Here is a 20112-nt window from a genome sequence, read left to right on the forward strand (position 1 = left end):
GCCGCGGGCGCTGAAGTCGCCAGCGGCGGCGGCCGCGGCCAGGCGCTTGATCTCGGTATTGATCGCCAGCAGGCTGGCCTTGGCCGCATCCATCGACTCGTGCAGCACCGCACGACTGCCGGGCAGGCGCCGGGCGTCGCGGCGCAGGTCGCCGTTGGCGTATTCGTTGAGCACGCCGATGGCGTCGACGATGGCGTCCAGGTGCTCGAACATCATGGTGTTGATGCCCTTGCTCAGCTCGCCGTAGACGCCCGGGAAGTCCTGCGGCATGCGGTGCGACATGTCCTTGTCGGCATGCAGTTCGATCATCAGCGCGGTTTCGCTGGAGAAGCGCTGCAACTGGGTCTGCATCCGGCCCATCGCGACCAGCAGGCGGCCGGGTTCGTCGCGCGCGTCAGTGCTCACGTCGTTGTCCAGGCGGCCATCGGCGATGGCTTCGGCGGCGCGGGTGGCGCGGCCGAGCGGCCCGGTCAGGCTGCGGGTGATCGTCCAGCCCAGCAGGCCACTGACCAGCAGGACCGCAAGGCCGCCGGAGATGAGGATGATGCGGCCCCGCGCCATCGCTGCCGAGGAGACAGCATAGGCCTCCCGGCTCAAGCGCCGCTGCAGATCGGCATTGGCGCGGATCGCCGCCTGCTGCTTCTCCATCGCTACCGCGGCATCGCCCAGCAGCAATGCCTGGGCCTGGGCGTTCTGGTCCTTCTCGCCGAGCGCCAGCACCTGGTTGTTGAATTGCACCGACTGCGCCCGCGTGCGCTCGATCGTGGCCATGGCCTGGCGTTCGGCCGGGGTCGCCGGCATCGCCGACAGTGCATCGTGCGCGGCCTTGTAGCGCGCCCGGTTGCGCTGCACGATGTCGATCATCTTCTGGTTGGCCGCATCGCCATCGACGATGGTGATGGACAGCAGCCCGATCTGCACATTGGTGTTGGCGTCCAGCATCTCGTTGGAGAGGCGGACCTTTTCCATGTTGCCGTTGACGATGCTGTCCAGTTCGCGATGCGCCCTGGCCATGGTCAGCAGCCCCATGGCGACCAGTACACCGGACAACAGGATGAGGATGCCGAACGCCATGCCCAGGCGCCGACCGACGTTGTAGCGTTGCAGAAGTGCGTTCATAGCCGACCTTTGGGGGACAGAAGGAGTCGGGTCGCACGCGCTGGCAGGCCAGCGTTGCGGCGCCTCGTGGCGATGCGCTGCCACCCCATGGATATCGACATGGCGGCCAGAAATTGAGCGGTGTGCGGATCCTTGTTGGCAGGCGGTTAGGAAGCTGTCTGCCTTCCGACGCGTGTTGGTCGGCGAAGGCAAAATCCGACGTGGTTCCGACATGCGTCGGCGTGTAATGCGCCGAGCTATGGTTCGCGTATTGCAGGAATGCGCAGACGCGTACGGGCTGCGCTGCGAACGCCGGGCGTTACCGCCGGGACCGGTCGCCATGCCGGCGGCATGGCGACCGTACGACTCAGAACTCCTGCCAGTCGCCGCCGGCCGCGACCGCGGTGCGCTTGGCGGGCTGCCGCTGCGGACGCGCCGTCACCTTGGCCGCACGCGGCGCGTTGACCGTGGCATGCGGCGCCGTCGCCGCACGCACGCCGACGTTGTCGATCTTGAACAACGCCACGGTGTCGCTGAGCTGGCCGGCTTGTTCCTCCATCGAGCGCGCGGCTGCGGTGGCTTCTTCCACCAATGCGGCGTTCTGCTGAGTGGCCTCGTCCATCTGGGTGACGGTCTGGTTGACCTGCTCGATCCCCGACGCCTGCTCCTGCGAGGCCGCCGAGATCTCGCCCATGATGTCGGTGACGCGTTGCACCGAGGCCACGATCTCGCTCATGGTGCGGCCGGCCTGATCGACCAGCGCCGAGCCCTCGGCCACGCGCGTGACCGAGTCGTCGATCAGCGTCTTGATCTCCTTGGCGGCGCCGGCCGAGCGTTGTGCCAGGGTGCGCACTTCGCTGGCGACCACGGCGAAGCCGCGGCCCTGGTCGCCGGCGCGCGCCGCTTCCACCGCCGCATTCAAGGCCAGGATATTGGTCTGGAAGGCGATGCCGTCGATGACGCTGATGATGTCGGCGATCTTCTTCGACGAGGCCTCGATCCCGCTCATGGTCTGAACAACCTGGCCGACCACGTTGCCGCCCTGTGAGGCCACAGAAGCCGCGCCCACCGCCAACTGGTTGGCCTGACGCGCGTGCTCGGCGTTCTGCTTGACCGTGGAGGTCAGTTCCTCCATCGACGCGGCGGTTTCTTCCAGGCTCGCCGCCTGCTGCTCGGTGCGGCGCGACAGGTCGTCGTTGCCGGCGGCGATCTCGGTCGAGGCCGCGTTGATGCTGACCGCCGCGGTCTGGATGCGACCGACGATGCCGGTCAGCTGTTCGACGGTGGCGTTGGCGTCGTCGCGCATCCGCGCAAACACGCCGTGGAACTCTCCATCCATGCGCGCGGTGAGATCCCCGGCGGCGATGGATTGCAGCAGGGCCGACAGCTTGCCCAGGTTGTGGTCGCTGACCTCCATCATCGCGTTGAGGTCCTGCACCATCAGCCGGAAATCGTGCTGGAAGTGCGCCGCATCGCCGCGGGCGCTGAAGTCGCCGGCGGCGGCGGCCGCGGCCAGGCGCTTGATCTCGGTGTTGATCGCCAGCAGGCTGGCCTTGGCCGCGTCCATCGATTCGTGCAGCACCGCGCGGCTGCCGGGCAGGCGCCGGGCGTCGCGGCGCAGGTCGCCGTTGGCGTATTCGTTGAGCACGCCGATGGCATCGACGATGGCGTCCAGATGCTCGAACATCATGGTGTTGATGCCCTTGCTCAACTCGCCGTACACGCCCGGGAAATCCAGCGGCATGCGGTGGCTGATGTCCTTGTCGGCATGCAGTTCGATCATCAACGCCGTTTCGCCGGAGAAGCGCTGCAACTGCCGCTGCATCGCGTCCATCGCCAGCAGCAGGCGTCCCGGCTCGTCGCGGGCGTTGGTCGTGACGTCGTTGTCCAGGCGGCCGCTGGCGATGGCCTCGGCGGCACGCGTGGCGCGGTTCAGCGGCATGGTCAGGCTGCGGGTGATCGCCCAGGCCAGGAAGACGCTGACGACCAGGACGGCCACTCCACCTGCGATGAGCATGTTGCGGCCGCGCGCCATGGCGCGCGTTGCCGTGGCGTAGGCGTCGTGCGTTTGCTGTTCCTGCAAGGCGACGTTCTGGCGGATTTTCGCTTGCCACGCCAGCGTGGCCGGGCGCGAACGCTCGCTCAGCAGTGTCTGCGCCTCGGCGTTGCGCCCGGCGTTCGCCAGGTCGATCACCTGATTGTTGAGGGTACGCGCGATATCGCGCGCCGCATCGATGTCGGCGCGCAATTTGACCACGCTTGCACTGGTTGCGGGAAACTTTTCCAGTTCGTTGCGCAGGTCGCTATAGCGTTGGCGCTTATCCTTGATCTCGGCGAGCGCCTGCTGGTTGAGATCCTCGCTGGTCACCATGGACAGTGTGCCGAGTGCGACCAGGATGTTTGAGTTGGCATCGAGCATGCCGTTGCTGATCCGCATCTTCTCGACACTGACCTTGACGATGTTGTCCAGTTCATGGCGCGCGCCTGCCATGGATAAAAGGCCGGCCGCGACCAGCAGGCAGGACAGCAGGATCAGCAGGCCGAAGGCAGCGCCGAGGCGGCGTCCCACGTTGTAGCGTTGCAGAAAGGAATTCATGTCGACCTCTTCGTTGACGGTGTCCCTGGCACGTCCAGGTCCTTGTCCCTACAGGCTCCGGCGGCATGTGCGTGGCCGGAGTGGCGAGCGTGGCGGTCAGAAAAGTGAAGAAAGAAACCCAATATCTTGCTGTACACCATGTTTTGCCGTCGCTCGAAGGTGATATCGGCGTAACGGCGTAGTTCTGGATGCGTCGTTGGTCGTAAGGCGATTCCCGACGCTGTCTGATTCATTTCCCTACACGCCTCCTCAAGCGGTGAGCGGCTGCCACTGGGTGCCGATCGCGTCGGCGATGGCCTGCGCGTTCGGCTGGGACGCCTGCGTGGCATGCGACGTCGCAGCGGTGGCCGAATGGCCGGCCACCACCGCGGCGACGAAGGCCGGGGCAGGGGCGGCATGCACGGCGTGCTGTTCCACCCGGAACACCGCCACCGCGTCGCTCAGCTGCGCCGCCTGGTCCTCCATCGACCGCGCCGCGGCGGTGGCTTCCTCGACCAGGGCAGCGTTCTGCTGGGTGCTCTCGTCCATCTGCGTGACGGTGCGGTTGACCTGCTCGATGCCGGCGGACTGCTCCTGCGAGGCGGCGGAAATCTCGCCCATGATGTCGGTGACGCGGCCGACCGAGGCCACGATCTCCTGCATGGTCTGGCCGGCGCGCTGCACCAGCTCGGCGCCGGTGGCGACGCGGCCGACCGAGTCGTCGATCAGGCCCTTGATCTCCTTGGCGGCGTTGGCCGAGCGTTGCGCCAGCACCCGCACCTCGCTGGCCACGACCGCGAAACCGCGGCCCTGTTCGCCGGCGCGTGCGGCTTCCACCGCGGCGTTGAGCGCCAGGATGTTGGTCTGGAAGGCGATGCCGTCGATCACCGAAATGATGTCGGCGATCTTCTTCGATGCGGTCTCGATGCCGCTCATGGTGTCCACCACCTGACCGACCACCGCGCCGCCTTGCGAGGCGACCGCGGCGGCGCCGGCGGCGAGCTGGTTGGCCTGCCGTGCATGCTCGGCGTTCTGCTTGACCGTGGCGGTCAGCTCTTCCATCGAGGCGGCGGTTTCCTCCAGGCTGGCGGCCTGCTGTTCGGTACGCTGCGACAGGTCGCTGTTGCCCTGAGCGATTTCGGTGGCGGCGCTGTGGATGTCGCCGGCGGCGCGCTGGATGCGGCCGACGATGTCGGCCAGGCGCTCGGCGGTTCCGTTGGCGTCGTCGCGCATGGTGGCGAAGATGCCGTGGAACTCGCCGTGCATGCGCGCGCCGAGGTCGCCGTCGGCCAGCGCGCTGAGCAGCCGCGAGACCTCGGCGATGCTGATCGCGTTGGCGTCGAGCAGGCCGTTGAGTTGCTGCGCCAGCATCAGGAAGAAGCCCTGCTTGCCGGTGCGGTCGATGCGCTGCGACAGGTCGCCGGCGGCGGCGCTGCGCACCACCGCGGCCACTTCCGCTTCGACACGGGTCTCGGCGGTGCGGTCGCGCCATTCGCAGACGAAGCCCAGGTGCGCGCCCTCGGCATTGCGGATGGCGGAAATCTCCTGGGCGATGCAGACCTCGCGGTAGCGCACCTCGCGCTGCGCCGCGCCCTGCCGATCCAGCCGCTGGTAGATCTCGGCGTCCTGCGAATTGCCGACTTCCAGCAGCGCCACCGATTGGCCCAGCAGGGGCGCAGAGCGGTCGAATGCCGGCGCGCAGGCGCGGATGTCCTCGGCGTGGGTCTGCAGCAGGGTCTGCAGCGCGGTGTTGGCGTAGATGATGGTCAGGTCGGGATCGGCGATGTACATGCCGGTGGACGCGTTGTCCAGGGCGGTGCGGATGCGCAGGTTTTCGGCGGCGACGCTGCGTTCGCGTTCGATGCGCTCGCGCAGTTCGCGCTGCATCCGCGCCAGCGCCGCCATCAGGCTGCGCCCGTGCCTGGCCGCGACCGGGATGGGCTGGTCCAGGCGGCCCTCGGCGATGCGCTGGGCCGCGTCCATCGCCACCCGCGGCTCGCCGCCGAGCAATTGCGCGACCGAGCGCAGGATCCAGGCCGCGGCCGCGGCCAGGCACAGCACGGCCACCAGCACCGCGCCGGCCTGCTGCCAGGTGGCGCGCTGGCTCTGCTGTTCGGCGGCTTTGCGGCTCTGCTCGTTCAGCGCCAGGATGCTGTCGCTGATCGTGTCCATCTCGGCTTCCAGCCGCTTGAACTGCGCGGTGAAGTCGGCATAGGCGGCACTGCTGTCGCCCTGCGACTCGGCCAGCGTCACCACCTTGTCGGCGGCGGCGATGTAGCGCTGCAACGCCGGTCCCGCCGCATCCAGTTGCGCGCGCAGGGTGCCGTCCAGCGGCAGCTTCTGGTTGTCGTCCAGCGCCTTGCGGAACTCGCCGGCGTGTTCGCCCAGCGCCGCACGCGCCGCCTTGACCCCGTCCGCATCCCGATGCGCCGCCGCCAGCAGCGCAGCGGTGACGTCGCCACGCAGCGCGTCGTGCATCATGTCGGCCTGCATGTGGTTGCGCAGCGCGTCCGAGGACACGACCTGCGCGGCGACCGAGCGCAGCAGCCCCTGCTGCGCGCCGTAGCCGACCCCGCCCAGCGCGAGCAGGGCGAGCACCGCCACCAGCACCAGGATCCCGAGCATATGCATGATTTTCATCGGTGTGGCCCGATCAGAAACGGAAGGACAGGCCCGCGCCGAGCGCGTGGTCCGGCGAACGGTCGTTGAGGCCGCGGCTGTACACCACGTCCAGCTGCACGTCCTGGGTGAGCAGCCAGGCCGAGCCGATGTCGAGCAGGGCGATGGTGCCGCCGTCGTCGGCATGCGCGATCTGCGGCAGGGCCAGCTCCACGAACGAGCGGGTACGGTCGTTCCAGGCCTTGCCCAGCACCACGCCGAAGATGCCGGCGGTGTAGCGATGCCCGCCGTCGCCTTCGTCGCGGATCACGCCCGGCATCATGCCCAGGGACACGCTGTCGCTGAGTTCCCATTCGGCCACCAGGCGGAACGAGGGGCGTGCGCCGCTGCCGCGTACGTTGCGCGCGCCGCTGGGCAGGTCCACGTGCAGCAGCCAGGCCAGCGAGGCGCCGCCGATCTCGCTGGCCAGGTGGTGCTTGAGGCCCAGCGAGATGTCGGAGAAGCCGGAGACGTCGCCGCCGACGGGGACGTCGATGGTCTGCCAGCCGTCGGTCTCCAGGCGCAGTTCCCAGGTCGGGCCGATGCCGTAGCGGAACAGGGTGGGCGTGGCATAGCCGTCGACATCGCCGTCGCGTTCCCAGGCCACGCTGGTTTCCACCTGCAGGCGGCGGTCGCCGACGGTGAGGCTGGATTCGACGAAGTCCGGGCGATCGGTGGCGATCGGCTCGGCCTCGGCATGGACATGGCCTGCGAGGCTGGCGAGGCCGCACAAGGTCAGACAGGTGGCGATAACGCGTCGCTTCATGGCGGCTCCCGTGGCGGTTCGGTCGGAACCGTGGATCCGGGCGCAGTGCGGCCGGCGCCGGGGCGCGCGTCGCGGTGCCCATGGCATGGCAGTTCCGCTTTCTATATCGACCCTGAATACACTTTCTTTACGAGCGTGACGCGCTAAGCGCTCTGTGGGACGTCGTCACCCGCTGCCCGGCAGCCGCACCGCGAGACGCACAGCGCGCCTCGCGGTGGCAGCGGGGCGCTGCAGCGGCTCAGAACTCCTGCCACTGCCCGTCGTCGGTCGACGCGGTCGCGCGCGGGACCGCCCGCAGCGGGGCCGCTGCCGGTCGCCGCGGCGTTGCTGCCGGGGCGGCCGGAGCAGGCGGAGCAGGGCGGCGCACAGGCGCCGGCGCGGCGCTCGCCACCGCGGCGCTGGTGTCCAGCTTGAACAGGGCCACGGCCTGGTTGAGCTGGCCGGCCTGGTCTTCCATCGAACGCGCCGCGGCGGTGGCTTCCTCGACCAGCGCGGCGTTCTGCTGGGTGGCCTCGTCCATCTGGGTGATGGTCTGGTTGACCTGCTCGATGCCGGCGGACTGCTCCTGCGAGGCGGCCGAGATCTCGCCCATGATGTCGGTGACGCGCTGCACCGAGGCGACGATCTCCTGCATGGTGGTGCCGGCCTGTTCGACCAGGGCGGAACCTTGTGCGACACGGCCGACCGAGTCGTCGATCAGGCCCTTGATCTCCTTGGCGGCATTGGCAGAGCGCTGGGCGAGGGTTCGCACTTCGCTGGCGACCACGGCGAAGCCGCGGCCCTGTTCGCCGGCACGCGCCGCTTCCACGGCCGCGTTCAAGGCGAGGATGTTGGTCTGGAAGGCGATGCCGTCGATCACGCTGATGATGTCGGCGATCTTCTTCGACGAGGCCTCGATCCCACTCATGGTCTCGACCACCTGGCCGACCACCGCGCCGCCCTGCGAGGCGACCGTGGCTGCACCGGTGGCGAGCTGGTTGGCCTGGCGGGCGTGCTCGGCGTTCTGCTTGACCGTGGAGGTCAGCTCTTCCATCGACGCAGCGGTCTCTTCCAGGCTGGCCGCCTGCTGCTCGGTGCGGCGCGACAGATCGTCGTTGCCGGCGGCGATCTCGGCCGCGGCGCCGTTGATGCTGACCGCGGCGGTCTGGATCCGCGCGACGATGGCGGCCAGCTGTTCGGTGGTGGCATTGGCGTCGTCGCGCATGGTGGCGAACACGCCCTGGAACTGGCCGTGCATGCGCGCGGTCAGATCGCCGGCGGCGATCGCTTTCAACAGCGTGGACAGCGCCTGCAGGTTGCCATCGGCGGTGGCCATCAACTGATTGAGGCTCTCGACCATCAGGCGGAAGTCGTACTGGAAGCGCTCGGCGTCGCCACGCACGCTGAAGTCGCCGGCGGCGGCGGCGCCGGCCAGGTGCTTGATCTCGGTGTTCATCGCGGTGAGGTTGCGCTTGACCGTGTCCATGGTTTCGGTCAGCACCGCCTTTTCGCCGGGCAGCCGATCCATGTCCTCGGACAGGTCGCCGATGGCGTAGCGGCCCATGATCTGCGCCAGGCGCATCTTGACCGCGATATGCGAGGCGGCCAGGGCGTTGCTGTCGTGGACCATGCGCCCGTAGTCGCCGGGGAAGGCCGCTTCGTCCATGCGGTAGCTGATCTCGCCGGCGTCGTGGCGCTGGGCCATCTCCTTCTGCGCGTCGAGTACCGCGCGCAGCTGCTGCTGCATGCGTTGCAGCGATCCCAGCAGCTGCCCCAATTCGTCGTTGCGCGGATACTGGATGCGGCTGTCCAGGCGGCCGGCGGCGACCGCGCTGGAGACTTCCACCGCACTGGCCAGCGGCTTGACCACCAGCCGCCGCAGCAGCAGGTAGAGTCCGCCGCTGAGCAGCAGCGCGGCGCACAGGCCGACCGCCACGATGGTCCACAGCAGGCTGCGCGCCTGCGCCATCAGCACCGCCTTCGGCACCGCCACGCCCAGCGCGAAGCGCTCCTGGGCCTGGCCGATCTGCAGCGGCACATACACTTCCACGTCGGTGGCGCCGGTCTGCGGATCGACGGTGTTGCGGCCGACGGTCTTGCCCTGGGCGATCTCGGCCAGCAAGGCGCGGGTGGCCGGATCCTGCAGCTTCTTGCCGACCAGTGCCGGATCGCGGTCGGCGACGATGGCGCCGCCCGGCGAGAGCAGGCGCACGCGGCCGGCACCGAGCGGGCGCAGCTTGGCGACGCGCTGCTGCAGCGTGGCCAGGCCGAAATCGGTGGTGACCACGCCCAGGAACTTGCCGTCTTCCAGGATCGGCGTGCTGACCGTGGTCATCAGCACCTTCTTGCCGGCGATCTCGTAATCGTAGGGTTCGGCGACGGTCGGCCGCAGCAGCTTGCGCGGATTCAGATACCAGTCGCCGGCGCCGGCCACGTCGTAGTCGCGCAGCGGATCGCGCACCAGTTTCCCGTTCTGCCAGGACCAGTACACCATGTAGCGGCCGCTGGCGTCATGGCCTGCGCTGTTGACGTAGTCCGCGTCCTTGCCGTCCAGCGCCTGCGGTTCCCATAGCGTGCCCATGCCGGTCCAGTCCGGATGCTGCTGCAGTTCGCGGCGCAGGCTGTCGCTGAACAACTCGCGGGCCTTGTCGTGGCCGCGCTGGGCGAGCAGGGCATTGGCCAGCGCCTGGTTGGAGACCGCGGAGGCGCCGATGGTGTTGCCGATGCGCTCCGATTCCAGGCGCGCGGTGTCGGTCATGCCGACCTTGGCGGAGGCGAGCAGGGCGGAACTGCTGCGGGCGTAGATGATGGCGGCGGTAATGCCGAAGCACAGCAGGGCGATCGCGGCCACGCCGAGCATCAGGCGGGTGGCGACACTGCTCGGGCGAGTGGAGGACGTCGTAGACATCGCGGTCGTCTCGATGGAGAGGAGGGAAAGATCGCGCTGTCGTGGACCGGAGCCTGTTGCCTGCGGGCACAGCAGACCGGAGCGGAGACGTGCGCGACCTTCCGGTTATCGGCACGGCGTCCCAGAAATGTAGGGCGTGTTTGTGGTGCAACGCCACACGCGCCCCGGCACCGGCCATGCGGCCGGAACCGGATGCTCTGTCGGTCGCGTTGGACGGCACCGCATCGCGATCGTTCCCCGATCACGGCATGTCGAGCGTCGGGCGCGGCGCCGAGCCGCACGACCAAGGCGGCTCGGCGGCCGACAGGACGATGACAACGAAAAAGCCCCGGGAGCGATCGCTCCCGGGGCCGTCGACGCGGACCGGCGGCGACCGCGCGTGCTCAGAACTCCTGCCAGCTGTCGTCGCCCGCCGTGACCGCGACCGGCCGGGCCGATTGCCGGACCGGGCGGGCGGCGGGCTTGGCCACCGGCTTGGCCGCCGACCGGGCGGCCGGGCGGCTCGGTGCGCTGGCGACAGCCGGATGGCCGAGCGGGGCGCTGCTCGCCTCGATCTTGAACACCGCCACGGCCTGGCTCAGTTGGCCGGCCTGTTCTTCCATCGAACGTGCGGCGGCGGTGGCTTCTTCCACCAGCGCGGCGTTCTGCTGGGTGGTTTCGTCCATCTGGGTGACGGTCTGGTTGACCTGCTCGATGCCGGCGGACTGTTCCTGCGAGGCGGCGGCGATCTCGCCCATGATGTCGGTGACGCGCTGCACCGAGGTCACGATCTCCTGCATGGTCTTGCCCGCCTGGTCGACCAGCGCCGAGCCCTGGGCGACACGGCCGACGGAGTCGTCGATCAGACCCTTGATCTCCTTGGCCGCGTTGGCCGAGCGCTGGGCGAGGGTGCGCACTTCGCTGGCGACCACGGCGAAGCCACGGCCCTGTTCGCCGGCACGCGCCGCTTCCACCGCCGCATTCAAGGCCAGGATGTTGGTCTGGAAGGCGATGCCGTCGATGACGCTGATGATGTCGGCGATCTTCTTCGAGGACGCCTCGATCCCGCTCATGGTCTCGACCACCTGGCCGACCACCGCGCCGCCCTGCGAGGCAACCGTGGCTGCACCGGTGGCGAGCTGGTTGGCCTGGCGGGCGTGCTCGGCGTTCTGCTTGACGGTGGAGGTCAGTTCCTCCATCGACGCGGCGGTTTCTTCGAGGCTGGCGGCCTGTTGTTCGGTCCGGCGCGACAGATCGTCGTTGCCGGCGGCGATCTCGCTGGCGGCGCCGTTGATGCTGACTGCCGCGGTCTGGATCCGCGCGACGATCGCCGCGAGCTGTTCGGCGGTGGCGTTGGCATCGTCGCGCATGGTGGCGAACACGCCCTGGAACTGGCCGTGCATGCGCGCGGTCAGGTCGCCGGCGGCGATGGACTGCAGCAGTGCCGACAACGCCTGCAGGTTGCCGTCGGCGGTGGCCATCAACTGGTTGAGGCTCTCGACCATCAGGCGGAAGTCGTACTGGAAGCGCTCGGTATCGCCACGCACGCTGAAGTCGCCTGCGGCCGCCGCGCCGGCCAGGTGCTTGATCTCGCTGTTCATCGCGGTCAGGTTGTGCTTGACCGTGTCCATGGTTTCGGTGAGCACGGCCTTTTCGCCGGGCAGGCGGTCCATGTCCTCGGACAGGTCGCCGATCGCGTAACGGCCCATGATCTGCGCCAGGCGCATCTTGACCGCGATATGCGAGGCGGCCAGCGCGTTGCTGTCGCGGACCATGCGCCCGTAGTCGCCCGGGAACACGGTTTCGTCCATGCGGTAGCTGATCTGGCCGGCGTCGTGGCGCTGGGCCATCTCGGCCTGCGCGGCGAGCACCGCCTGCAACTGGCTCTGCATCTTGTCCATGCTCAGCAGCAGCACGCCGGCCTCGTCCTTGCTGCGCAGGTCGATCGCATTGTCGAGCTTGCCGCGGGCGATGGAGTCGGCCACGCCGATCGCGGTGCCCAGGCGCTTGAGCAACTGGCGGCGGATCACGATCGCCATGCCGACCGCGGCCACGATCACCAGCAGGTTGCCCAGCAGCACCGCCCACTTGTTCTGCGCGCGCACGGCGGTCAGGGTCTCGGTGCGCTTGGCCAGCAGGCCGCGCTCCTCGTTGCTGAAGTCGCCCAGCAGGCCGCGGATCTCCTGCATCGCCTTGCGGTCGCGTGCCTGGCTGAACGCGGCGGCGATCTGCGCGGGGTCATTGGACTGCGCGCGCAATGCAGTGATCTGCTTTTCCACGCCGACGAGGTTGTCGAACGCAGCATGCAGCTTTTCCAACCGCGCCTGCTGGCGCGGATTATCCGAAGTCAGGCGCTTGGCCTCCGCGTAATTCTTGTCGAACGCGGCCAGGCCGTTGGTGAACGGCTGCAGGTGGTCCTTGTTACCCGACAGCAGATAGCCACGCGCACCGGTCTCGACGTTGAGGGCATCGATTTCCATCATGTCGCCGGTGCCCATCACCTTGTAGGTGTGGTCGTTCATGTCGGCGGCGTTGTTGAGCGAAGAGAGGCTGCTCAGGCTGATCGAGCCGATGATCACCGTGATGAGCACGATGATCGCGAAACTGAGCGCGAGTCTGGCGGAAAGACTGAGATTCTTGAGCGTCATCGTCGTGGTCCTGGTGGAAAGGTGAAGCGTTGGGGATGGCGTACCCCTTGCCTGAGTCGATGTCCGCGGGGGCGCTGGGCGGTGCCTATCTATTTCGTCTGCACATCGAAAGAATGAAATTGATAGTTTTTGTAAATTTAATAGATGTTCGCGATTGAAACTTATTCGGCGATTTGGCGTTTCTTTGCTTCAGTCGCCCTGTGGCAACTCTTGTTCAAATTCGTAGACAATTTGTGTGTGCTCCCGCCGTATCGGCGTGTGCGCTCTGTTCTTTAAGGCGGGATGGTGCGGATTTAGATTCGCTTCACGTTGGCTTCACTCCGACAGGGATAGGCGTCGCGCTTTTCCGGGCGCCACGCCCGTCGATTCGCCTCCGGCCGTGTGGAATGACTCAAAAAAAGAGCCCGGGAGCTGGCGCTCCCGGGCTTCGTTACCCGTGTCAGTGGGATGCGCGGTGAAGCGCGATCAGAACTCCTGCCAGTCGTTGCCGCCCGCAACCACGTCTGTGGTCTTGGCTGCAGCAACGGCCACCGGCCGGCGTGCGACCGCTGTCGGTGCAGGCATCTTGGCCGGTCGCTTGGCGCCGACGCTGGCGAGCGCGGCCGGCGGCGCGGCGCGGCGCGGTGCCGTCGGCGCCTGCTGGTCGATCTTGAACAGGGCCACGGCCTGGCTGAGTTGGCCGGCCTGGTCCTCCATCGACCGCGCCGCGGCGGTGGCCTCTTCCACCAAGGCGGCGTTCTGCTGGGTGGCTTCGTCCATCTGCATCACGGTCTGGTTGACCTGCTCGATGCCGGCGGACTGCTCCTGCGAGGCGGCGGAGATCTCGCCCATGATGTCGGTGACGCGCTGCACCGAGGCCACGATCTCATGCATGGTCTTGCCGGCCTGGTCGACCAGTGCCGAGCCCTGGGCGACGCGGCCGACCGAGTCGTCGATCAGGTCCTTGATCTCCTTGGCCGCACTGGACGAGCGCTGGGCGAGGGTGCGCACTTCGCTGGCGACCACGGCGAAGCCGCGGCCCTGCTCGCCGGCACGCGCCGCTTCCACCGCCGCATTCAAGGCCAGGATATTGGTCTGGAAGGCGATGCCGTCGATGACGCTGATGATGTCGGCGATCTTGCGCGAGGAGGCCTCGATGCCGCTCATGGTCTCGACCACCTGACCGACCACCGTGCCACCCTGCGAGGCGACCGACGCGGCGCCGGTGGCGAGCTGGTTGGCCTGGCGGGCGTGTTCGGCGTTCTGCTTGACCGTGGAGGTCAGTTCCTCCATCGACGCGGCGGTTTCTTCCAGGCTGGCGGCCTGTTGTTCGGTGCGGCGCGACAGATCGTCGTTGCCGGTGGCGATCTCGCTGGCGGCGGCATTGATGCTGACCGCGGCAGTCTGGATGCGCGCGACGATGGCGGCCAGTTGTTCGGTGGTGGCGTTGGCGTCGTCGCGCATGGTCGCGAACACGCCCTGGAACTGGCCGTGCATGCGCGCGGTCAGGTCGCCGGCGGCGATCGACTGCAGCAGGGACGACAGCGCCTGCAGGTTGCCGTCGGCGGTGGCCATCAGCTGGTTGAGGCTCTCGACCATCAGGCGGAAGTCGTACTGGAAGCGTTCGGCGTCGCCACGCACGCTGAAGTCGCCCGCCGCGGCGGCGACGGCCAGGTGCTTGATCTCGCTGTTCATCGCGGTGAGGTTGCGCTTGACCGTGTCCATCGTCTCGGTGAGGTTGGCTTTCTCGCCGGGCAGGCGATCCATGTCCTCGGACAGGTCGCCGATGGCATAGCGGCCCATGATCTGCGCCAGGCGCATCTTGACCGCGATATGTGAGGCGGCCAGGGCGTTGCTGTCGTGGACCATGCGGCCGTAGTCGCCGGGGAAGGCCGCTTCGTCCATGCGATAGCTGATCTCGCCGGCGTCGTGGCGCTGGGCCATCTCCTTCTGCGCGTCGAGCACCGCGCGCAGCTGCTGCTGCATGCGTTGCAGCGATCCCAGCAACTGCCCCAGCTCGTCGTTGCGCGAGTACTGAATGCGGCTGTCCAGGCGGCCGGCGGCCACTGCGCTGGAGACCTCCACCGCGCTGGCCAACGGCTTGACCACCAGCCGGCGCAGCAGCAGATAAAGGCCGCCGCTGAGCAGCAGCGCCGCGCACAGGCCGACCGCGGCGATGGTCCACAGCAGGTTGCGCGCCTGCGCCATCAACACCGCCTTCGGCACCGCGACACCCAGTGCGAAATGCTCCTGCGCCTGGCCGATCTGCAAGGGCACGTAGATCTCGACATCGGTATCGCCGGTCTTCGCATCGACGGTCTCACGGTCGACGGTCTCGCCCTTGGCGATCTGGGCGAGCAAGGCACGGCTCGCGGCGTCATCGAGCCTCTTGCCGACCAGTGCAGGGTCGCGGTCGGCGATGATCGCGCCGCCAGGCGAAAGTAGCCGCACGTGACCGACGCCGAGCGGGTGCAATTTCGACAGGCGTTCCTGCAACTTGGCGAGGCCGATGTCGGTATTCATCACCGCAAGCAGCTTGCCGTTCTCGATCACCGGGGTGCTCAATGTCGTAATGAGGACCTTGCTGCCGCCGATATCGTAGTAATACGGTTCGATCAGCGCCTGCCTGCGCTCCTTGCTCGGGCGCAGGTACCAGTCGCCAGCGCCCGGGGTAGCGTAGTCGAGCTGTGGCTGGCGGATCAGCTTGTCGCCTTGCCAGGCCCAATAGACCATGTAACGGCCGCTGGCGTCATGCCCCTCGCTGCCCGCGTATTGCGCGTCCTTTCCATCGAATGCCTGCGGTTCCCACATCGTCCCCATGGCGGTCCAATCGGGATGTTGCTGCAGTTCTCTGCGCATGATCTCGCTGGCGTTCGCGCGCGCATTGCCGTCCTGGGTGCGCTGTACCAGCATGGCGTTCGCCAGTGCCTGGTTGGCGGAAAATGCGGTGTTCATGTCGCCTGCGATGCGCTTGGCTTCCAGGTAGGCGGCGTTGGTCATGCCGGCCTTGGCCGAAGTCAGCAGCGCTTGGCTGCTTTTTGCGTAGATCAGCAGCGCGGTGATGCCGAAGCACAGGGCCGCGATTGCAGAGACACCAATCATCAGGCGCGTGACGACGCTGCTGGTGCGATGGGGGCGGGGCATAGTCATGTCTTTCCTCAGGTCGATGTGAGATGGGGAGGGGCATGTATGGGCGGGTGGTCATGTGCCATACGTAACGTAAATGTGACTTTTATTTTGCGTTTATCGGCAACGAATCACATAACTTGATCTTTTTTTGCGCGCAGCTTGACCGGCGCACGCCGAGATCGGTTGGCATGCAAGGAAGAGGCGGATGGCGCGAGCCGCATGTCCCGGTCCAGGACGGGAAGGCGTACAGCGCCCAGGCCGTCGATTCGATCGGCAGCCGGGACGCGGGAACGCGGATGCTCGGAATCGGCTGGTGGGGACGTCGGCGGGACGAGGAAGCGCTTGCCCCTGACGGAGAAGCGTCAGAAGCGTCTTCCCGAACGTGGTTGGCGGGTTCCTTGCCGGACGCTCCGGGTGTTTGACGCAGTGCGGCCCTACGCGCCATGCCGGTGCAATGACCGCTTGCCGTTGAGTGACGGCGCTTGGGCGCTCTTCAGCACGATCCAGGCTTGAACACTGGAGTGGAGGGGCATGTGCCTGCGAAGTCGGCAGGCATCGGGGCGTTCTGCGAAGGAGAACGCCGAGCTGCAAAGAGGCAAAGACGGTGCGGCAAGACGATACGGTGGCCACGCCGTTGTCGGCGTGGCCACCCGGCCGATCAGAACTCTTGCCAGTCGGTGTTGGCGCCGACGGCGACAACGGCACGCTTGGGTGCGGTGCGTGCGCCTTGTGCGATGGGTTTGACCGGCGCCTTGGCCGGTCGCTTGGTGCCGGCAGTGACGAGCGCGGCCGGCGGTGCGGAACTGCGCGGTGCCGTCGGCGCCTGCTGGTCGATCTTGAACAGGGCCACGGCCTGGCTGAGCTGGCCGGCCTGATCCTCCATCGAACGCGCGGCGGCGGTGGCTTCTTCCACCAGCGCAGCGTTCTGCTGGGTGGCTTCGTCCATCTGCATCACGGTCTGGTTGACCTGCTCGATGCCGGCCGACTGTTCCTGCGAGGCGGCGGAGATCTCGCCCATGATGTCGGTGACGCGCTGCACCGAGGCCACGATCTCCTGCATGGTCTTGCCGGCCTGGTCGACCAGCGCCGAGCCCTGGGCGACGCGGCCGACCGAGTCGTCGATCAGGTCCTTGATCTCCTTGGCCGCACTGGACGAGCGCTGGGCGAGGGTGCGCACTTCGCTGGCGACGACGGCGAAACCGCGGCCCTGCTCGCCGGCACGCGCGGCTTCCACCGCCGCGTTGAGCGCCAGGATGTTGGTCTGGAAGGCGATGCCGTCGATGACACTGATGATGTCGGCGATCTTGCGCGAGGAGGCCTCGATCCCGCTCATGGTCTCGACCACCTGACCGACCACCGTGCCACCCTGCGAGGCGACCGACGCGGCGCCGGTGGCGAGCTGGTTGGCCTGGCGAGCGTGTTCGGCGTTCTGCTTGACCGTGGAGGTCAGCTCTTCCATCGACGCAGCGGTTTCCTCGAGGCTGGCGGCTTGCTGCTCGGTGCGGCGCGACAGGTCGTCGTTGCCGGTGGCGATCTCGCTGGCGGCGGCGTTGATGCTGACCGCGGCAGTCTGGATGCGCGCGACGATGGCGGCCAGTTGCTCGGTGGTGGCGTTGGCGTCGTCGCGCATGGTCGCGAACACGCCCTGGAACTGGCCGTGCATGCGCGCAGTCAGGTCACCGGCGGCGATCGACTGCAGCAGCGCGGACAATGCCTGCAGGTTGCCGTCGGCGGTGGCCATCAACTGGTTGAGGCTGTCGACCATCAGGCGGAAGTCGTACTGGAAGCGCGCGGCGTCGCCACGCACGCTGAAGTCGCCGGCGGCCGCCGCACCGGCCAGATGCTTGATCTCGCTGTTCATCGCGGTCAGGTTGTGCTTGACCGTGTCCATCGTCTCGGTGAGGTTGGCTTTCTCGCCGGGCAGGCGATCCATGTCCTCGGACAGGTCGCCGATGGCATAGCGGCCCATGATCTGCGCCAGGCGCTCGGTCACCGCGATGTGCGCGGCGGCCAGGGCATTGCTGTCGCGGACCATACGCCCGTAGTCGCCGGGGAAGACGCTCTCGTCCATGCGGTAGCTGATCTGGCCGGCGTCGTGGCGCTGGGCCATATCGGCCTGCGCGGCCAGCACGGCCTGCAGCTGCTGCTGCATGCGGCCCATGGCGTTCAACAAGCGGCCGGTTTCGTCGCGGGCCTCGGTGCGCACGGCATTGTGCATGTCGCCATTGGCGATGGCCTCGGCGGTGCGGGTGGCCAGGCCCAGCGGTGCGGTCAGGCTGCGGGTGATGACCAGCGCCAGCAAGACGCTGAGTACCAGGGCCAGCACGGTACCGCCGATCAGAAGCATGCGGCCACGGTGCATCGCGTCCAGCGCCGCCTGATAGCCTTCGGCGGCCTGCGACTTCTGCCGATCGGCGAACTCGCGGATCTTGCTCTGCCACGCCAGGGTTGCCGGCAGCGCTTCGCGATTGAGCATCTCCAGCGCCTGGGCATTCTCGCCCTTTTCGCCCAGCGCGACGATGGCGTCGTTGATCTGTTTCGCAGCGGCGCGCTTGGCGTCCATGTCGGCGCGGATGACGCGGCCGCCGGCGGTGCTGGACAGCTTGTCTATCTTGGCGCGGGCCTCGGCGTAGCGCTCGCGCTGCCGATTGAAGGTCTCCAGCGCCTCTTGCCGCATCGTCGCGTTGGTGGAGGTGGTATAGGTGCTCAGCGCAACCAGCACGGAGGAGTTGGCGTCGAGCATCTGGTTGCTGAACTCGATCTTCGCCATGCGGTCCAGCACGATCATGTCCAGGTGCTTGCGCGCCTCGGCCATGCCGGACAGCCCGATGATCACCAGGACCACCGAAAGAAGAATCAGCACGCCGAAGGCCGCCGACAGGCGGACACCGACGTTGTAGCGTTGCAGAAGGCGGGTCATTTCACATCTCCAAGGGGCGAAAAGGCTGCTCGGCGCGCAGGGGTGCGACGTCGGCGGTGGACGTGGGCTGACGCGGACGGCCTGCGCTCTAGGCGGCGCCAGTCACATGGCGTGATGACGGGCGACGCGACAGGCGGGTCGTGCGAAAGCGCCGCACTCGCGACGGTGACCATGGCGTTGGCATGCCCGAGTTCCGCCTGTAATCGCCGACGGCGTCGGTCGATCGCTCGGTGGATGCGTCTTCGGTGTCGCAAGACCGCATGCATGGTGGCCCCCCGTGTACGAATGAAGGAACGACGCGTGTTGTGGCGCGCCGGAGATCCCGGGTGTAGGCAAGCTGACGAAACGGACCAAGGAACGGCAAGTCGAAGCTGCGCGCGTGCCGAAGGCAGGCGCGAAAAGGAACAGTCGTCAGGGCTGCGGTTTCCCCGTTCGGTTTTGCGACTTCAGCGATCGGCGCATGCACCGAGCGATCCCTCTGAAGCGCCGACGGACCTCCCCAGGCCGTGTCGGCACGCACCGGTGTAGACAAAAAGCGTGCGCTCGATTTGGTATCGACAGAAGCAGGAGATTCTTGAGCGCCTCAGTACGGTCGTGCCGGCAGTGGTTGCCGTACGCCGCGTCGATGGAGACGATGCGGGCGCCAGCCAGCCTGGCTGCCCCGTACCGACATCGCGGCGTCGCCTATCGAGCGGCCGTGCGGTGCACGGCCGCGCATCGAGGCGACTGGGAGGAGGACTCAGAACTCCTGCCAGTCGCTGCTGGCCGCCTGGGCAAGCGCAACGGACTGCGGCGCCGGCCGCGGCTTGCGTGGCGGAGCAGACGGCACGCTGCGTGGGGCGGGGCGGGCCGTCGACGCGACCGCGATCGATGCGATCGCCGGCAGGGTATCCAACTTGAACACGGACACCGCATCCTGCAACTGCGTGGCCTGTTCCTCCATCGAGCGTGCGGCGGCGGTGGCCTCTTCCACCAGGGCGGCATTCTGCTGGGTGGTCTCGTCCATCTGGGTGACGGTCTGGTTGACCTGCTCGATGCCGGCGGACTGCTCCTGCGAGGCCGCCGAGATCTCGCCCATGATGTCGGTGACGCGCTGCACCGAGGCCACGATCTCGTTCATGGTGCGGCCGGCCTGATCGACCAGGGCCGAGCCGGTGGCGACACGGCCGACCGAGTCGTCGATCAAGGTCTTGATCTCCTTGGCGGCGTTGGCCGAGCGCTGGGCGAGGGTGCGCACCTCGCTGGCGACCACCGCGAAGCCGCGACCTTGTTCGCCGGCACGCGCCGCTTCCACCGCCGCGTTCAAGGCCAGGATATTGGTCTGGAAGGCGATGCCGTCGATCACGCCGATGATGTCGGCGATCTTCTTCGACGAGGCCTCGATGCCGCTCATGGTTTCGACCACCTGGCCGACCACGCTGCCGCCTTGCGAGGCCACCGAGGCGGCACCTGCTGCCAACTGGTTGGCCTGGC

9 protein-coding genes are annotated in these 20112 nt (G+C 67.7%); all 9 read right to left on the bottom strand.

What is annotated here, in order from left to right; genetic code table 11:
• Positions 1-1119: MCP four helix bundle domain-containing protein (locus CEK65_RS01950; RefSeq protein ID WP_152180598.1), on the bottom strand; the 1119-nt coding region annotated here is incomplete at its 3' end.
• A gap of 346 nt (positions 1120-1465) precedes the next feature.
• Positions 1466-3694 (bottom strand): methyl-accepting chemotaxis protein, encoded by a 2229-nt coding sequence (locus tag CEK65_RS01955; RefSeq protein ID WP_152180599.1) that lies wholly within the window; start codon positions 3692-3694, stop codon positions 1466-1468.
• Between the two features lie 249 nt (positions 3695-3943).
• On the bottom strand, positions 3944-6313 hold the full coding sequence (locus tag CEK65_RS01960; protein ID WP_193314665.1) for a methyl-accepting chemotaxis protein: 2370 nt from the start codon (positions 6311-6313) through the stop codon (positions 3944-3946).
• Between the two features lie 13 nt (positions 6314-6326).
• On the bottom strand, positions 6327-7097 hold the full coding sequence (locus CEK65_RS01965) for a transporter (protein ID WP_017913687.1): 771 nt from the start codon (positions 7095-7097) through the stop codon (positions 6327-6329).
• 238 nt (positions 7098-7335) lie between these two features.
• The gene (locus tag CEK65_RS01970; RefSeq protein ID WP_152180600.1) at positions 7336-9984 is read right to left on the bottom strand and encodes a methyl-accepting chemotaxis protein; all 2649 of its coding nucleotides are present in this window, start codon (positions 9982-9984) and stop codon (positions 7336-7338) included.
• Positions 9985-10367: 383 nt separating this feature from the next.
• Positions 10368-12611 carry a methyl-accepting chemotaxis protein gene (locus CEK65_RS01975; RefSeq protein ID WP_152180601.1) on the bottom strand — a complete coding sequence of 748 codons (2244 nt, stop codon included), beginning with the start codon at positions 12609-12611 and terminating at the stop codon, positions 10368-10370.
• Between the two features lie 465 nt (positions 12612-13076).
• Complete coding sequence (locus CEK65_RS01980) at positions 13077-15740, bottom strand: methyl-accepting chemotaxis protein (RefSeq protein WP_152180602.1); 2664 nt, start codon at positions 15738-15740, stop codon at positions 13077-13079.
• Between the two features lie 637 nt (positions 15741-16377).
• On the bottom strand, positions 16378-18639 hold the full coding sequence (locus CEK65_RS01985; RefSeq protein WP_152180603.1) for a methyl-accepting chemotaxis protein: 2262 nt from the start codon (positions 18637-18639) through the stop codon (positions 16378-16380).
• A 739-nt stretch (positions 18640-19378) separates the two neighbouring features.
• A partial coding sequence (locus tag CEK65_RS01990; RefSeq protein ID WP_226980443.1) for a methyl-accepting chemotaxis protein occupies positions 19379-20112 on the bottom strand: 734 nt, incomplete at its 5' end.

The organism is Xanthomonas sp. LMG 12459, assembly GCF_009192905.1.
Lineage (GTDB): Bacteria > Pseudomonadota > Gammaproteobacteria > Xanthomonadales > Xanthomonadaceae > Xanthomonas_A > Xanthomonas_A sontii.

Bases quoted from the DNA above. Each gene is read 5' to 3' on its own strand.
- CEK65_RS01955 (WP_152180599.1), bottom strand. From the start codon at position 3,694: ATGAATTCCTTTCTGCAACGCTACAACGTGGGACGCCGCCTCGGCGCT.
- CEK65_RS01960 (WP_193314665.1), bottom strand. From the start codon at position 6,313: ATGAAAATCATGCATATGCTCGGGATCCTGGTGCTGGTGGCGGTGCTC.
- CEK65_RS01965 (WP_017913687.1), bottom strand. From the start codon at position 7,097: ATGAAGCGACGCGTTATCGCCACCTGTCTGACCTTGTGCGGCCTCGCC.
- CEK65_RS01970 (WP_152180600.1), bottom strand. From the start codon at position 9,984: ATGTCTACGACGTCCTCCACTCGCCCGAGCAGTGTCGCCACCCGCCTG.
- CEK65_RS01975 (WP_152180601.1), bottom strand. From the start codon at position 12,611: ATGACGCTCAAGAATCTCAGTCTTTCCGCCAGACTCGCGCTCAGTTTC.
- CEK65_RS01980 (WP_152180602.1), bottom strand. From the start codon at position 15,740: ATGACTATGCCCCGCCCCCATCGCACCAGCAGCGTCGTCACGCGCCTG.
- CEK65_RS01985 (WP_152180603.1), bottom strand. From the start codon at position 18,639: ATGACCCGCCTTCTGCAACGCTACAACGTCGGTGTCCGCCTGTCGGCG.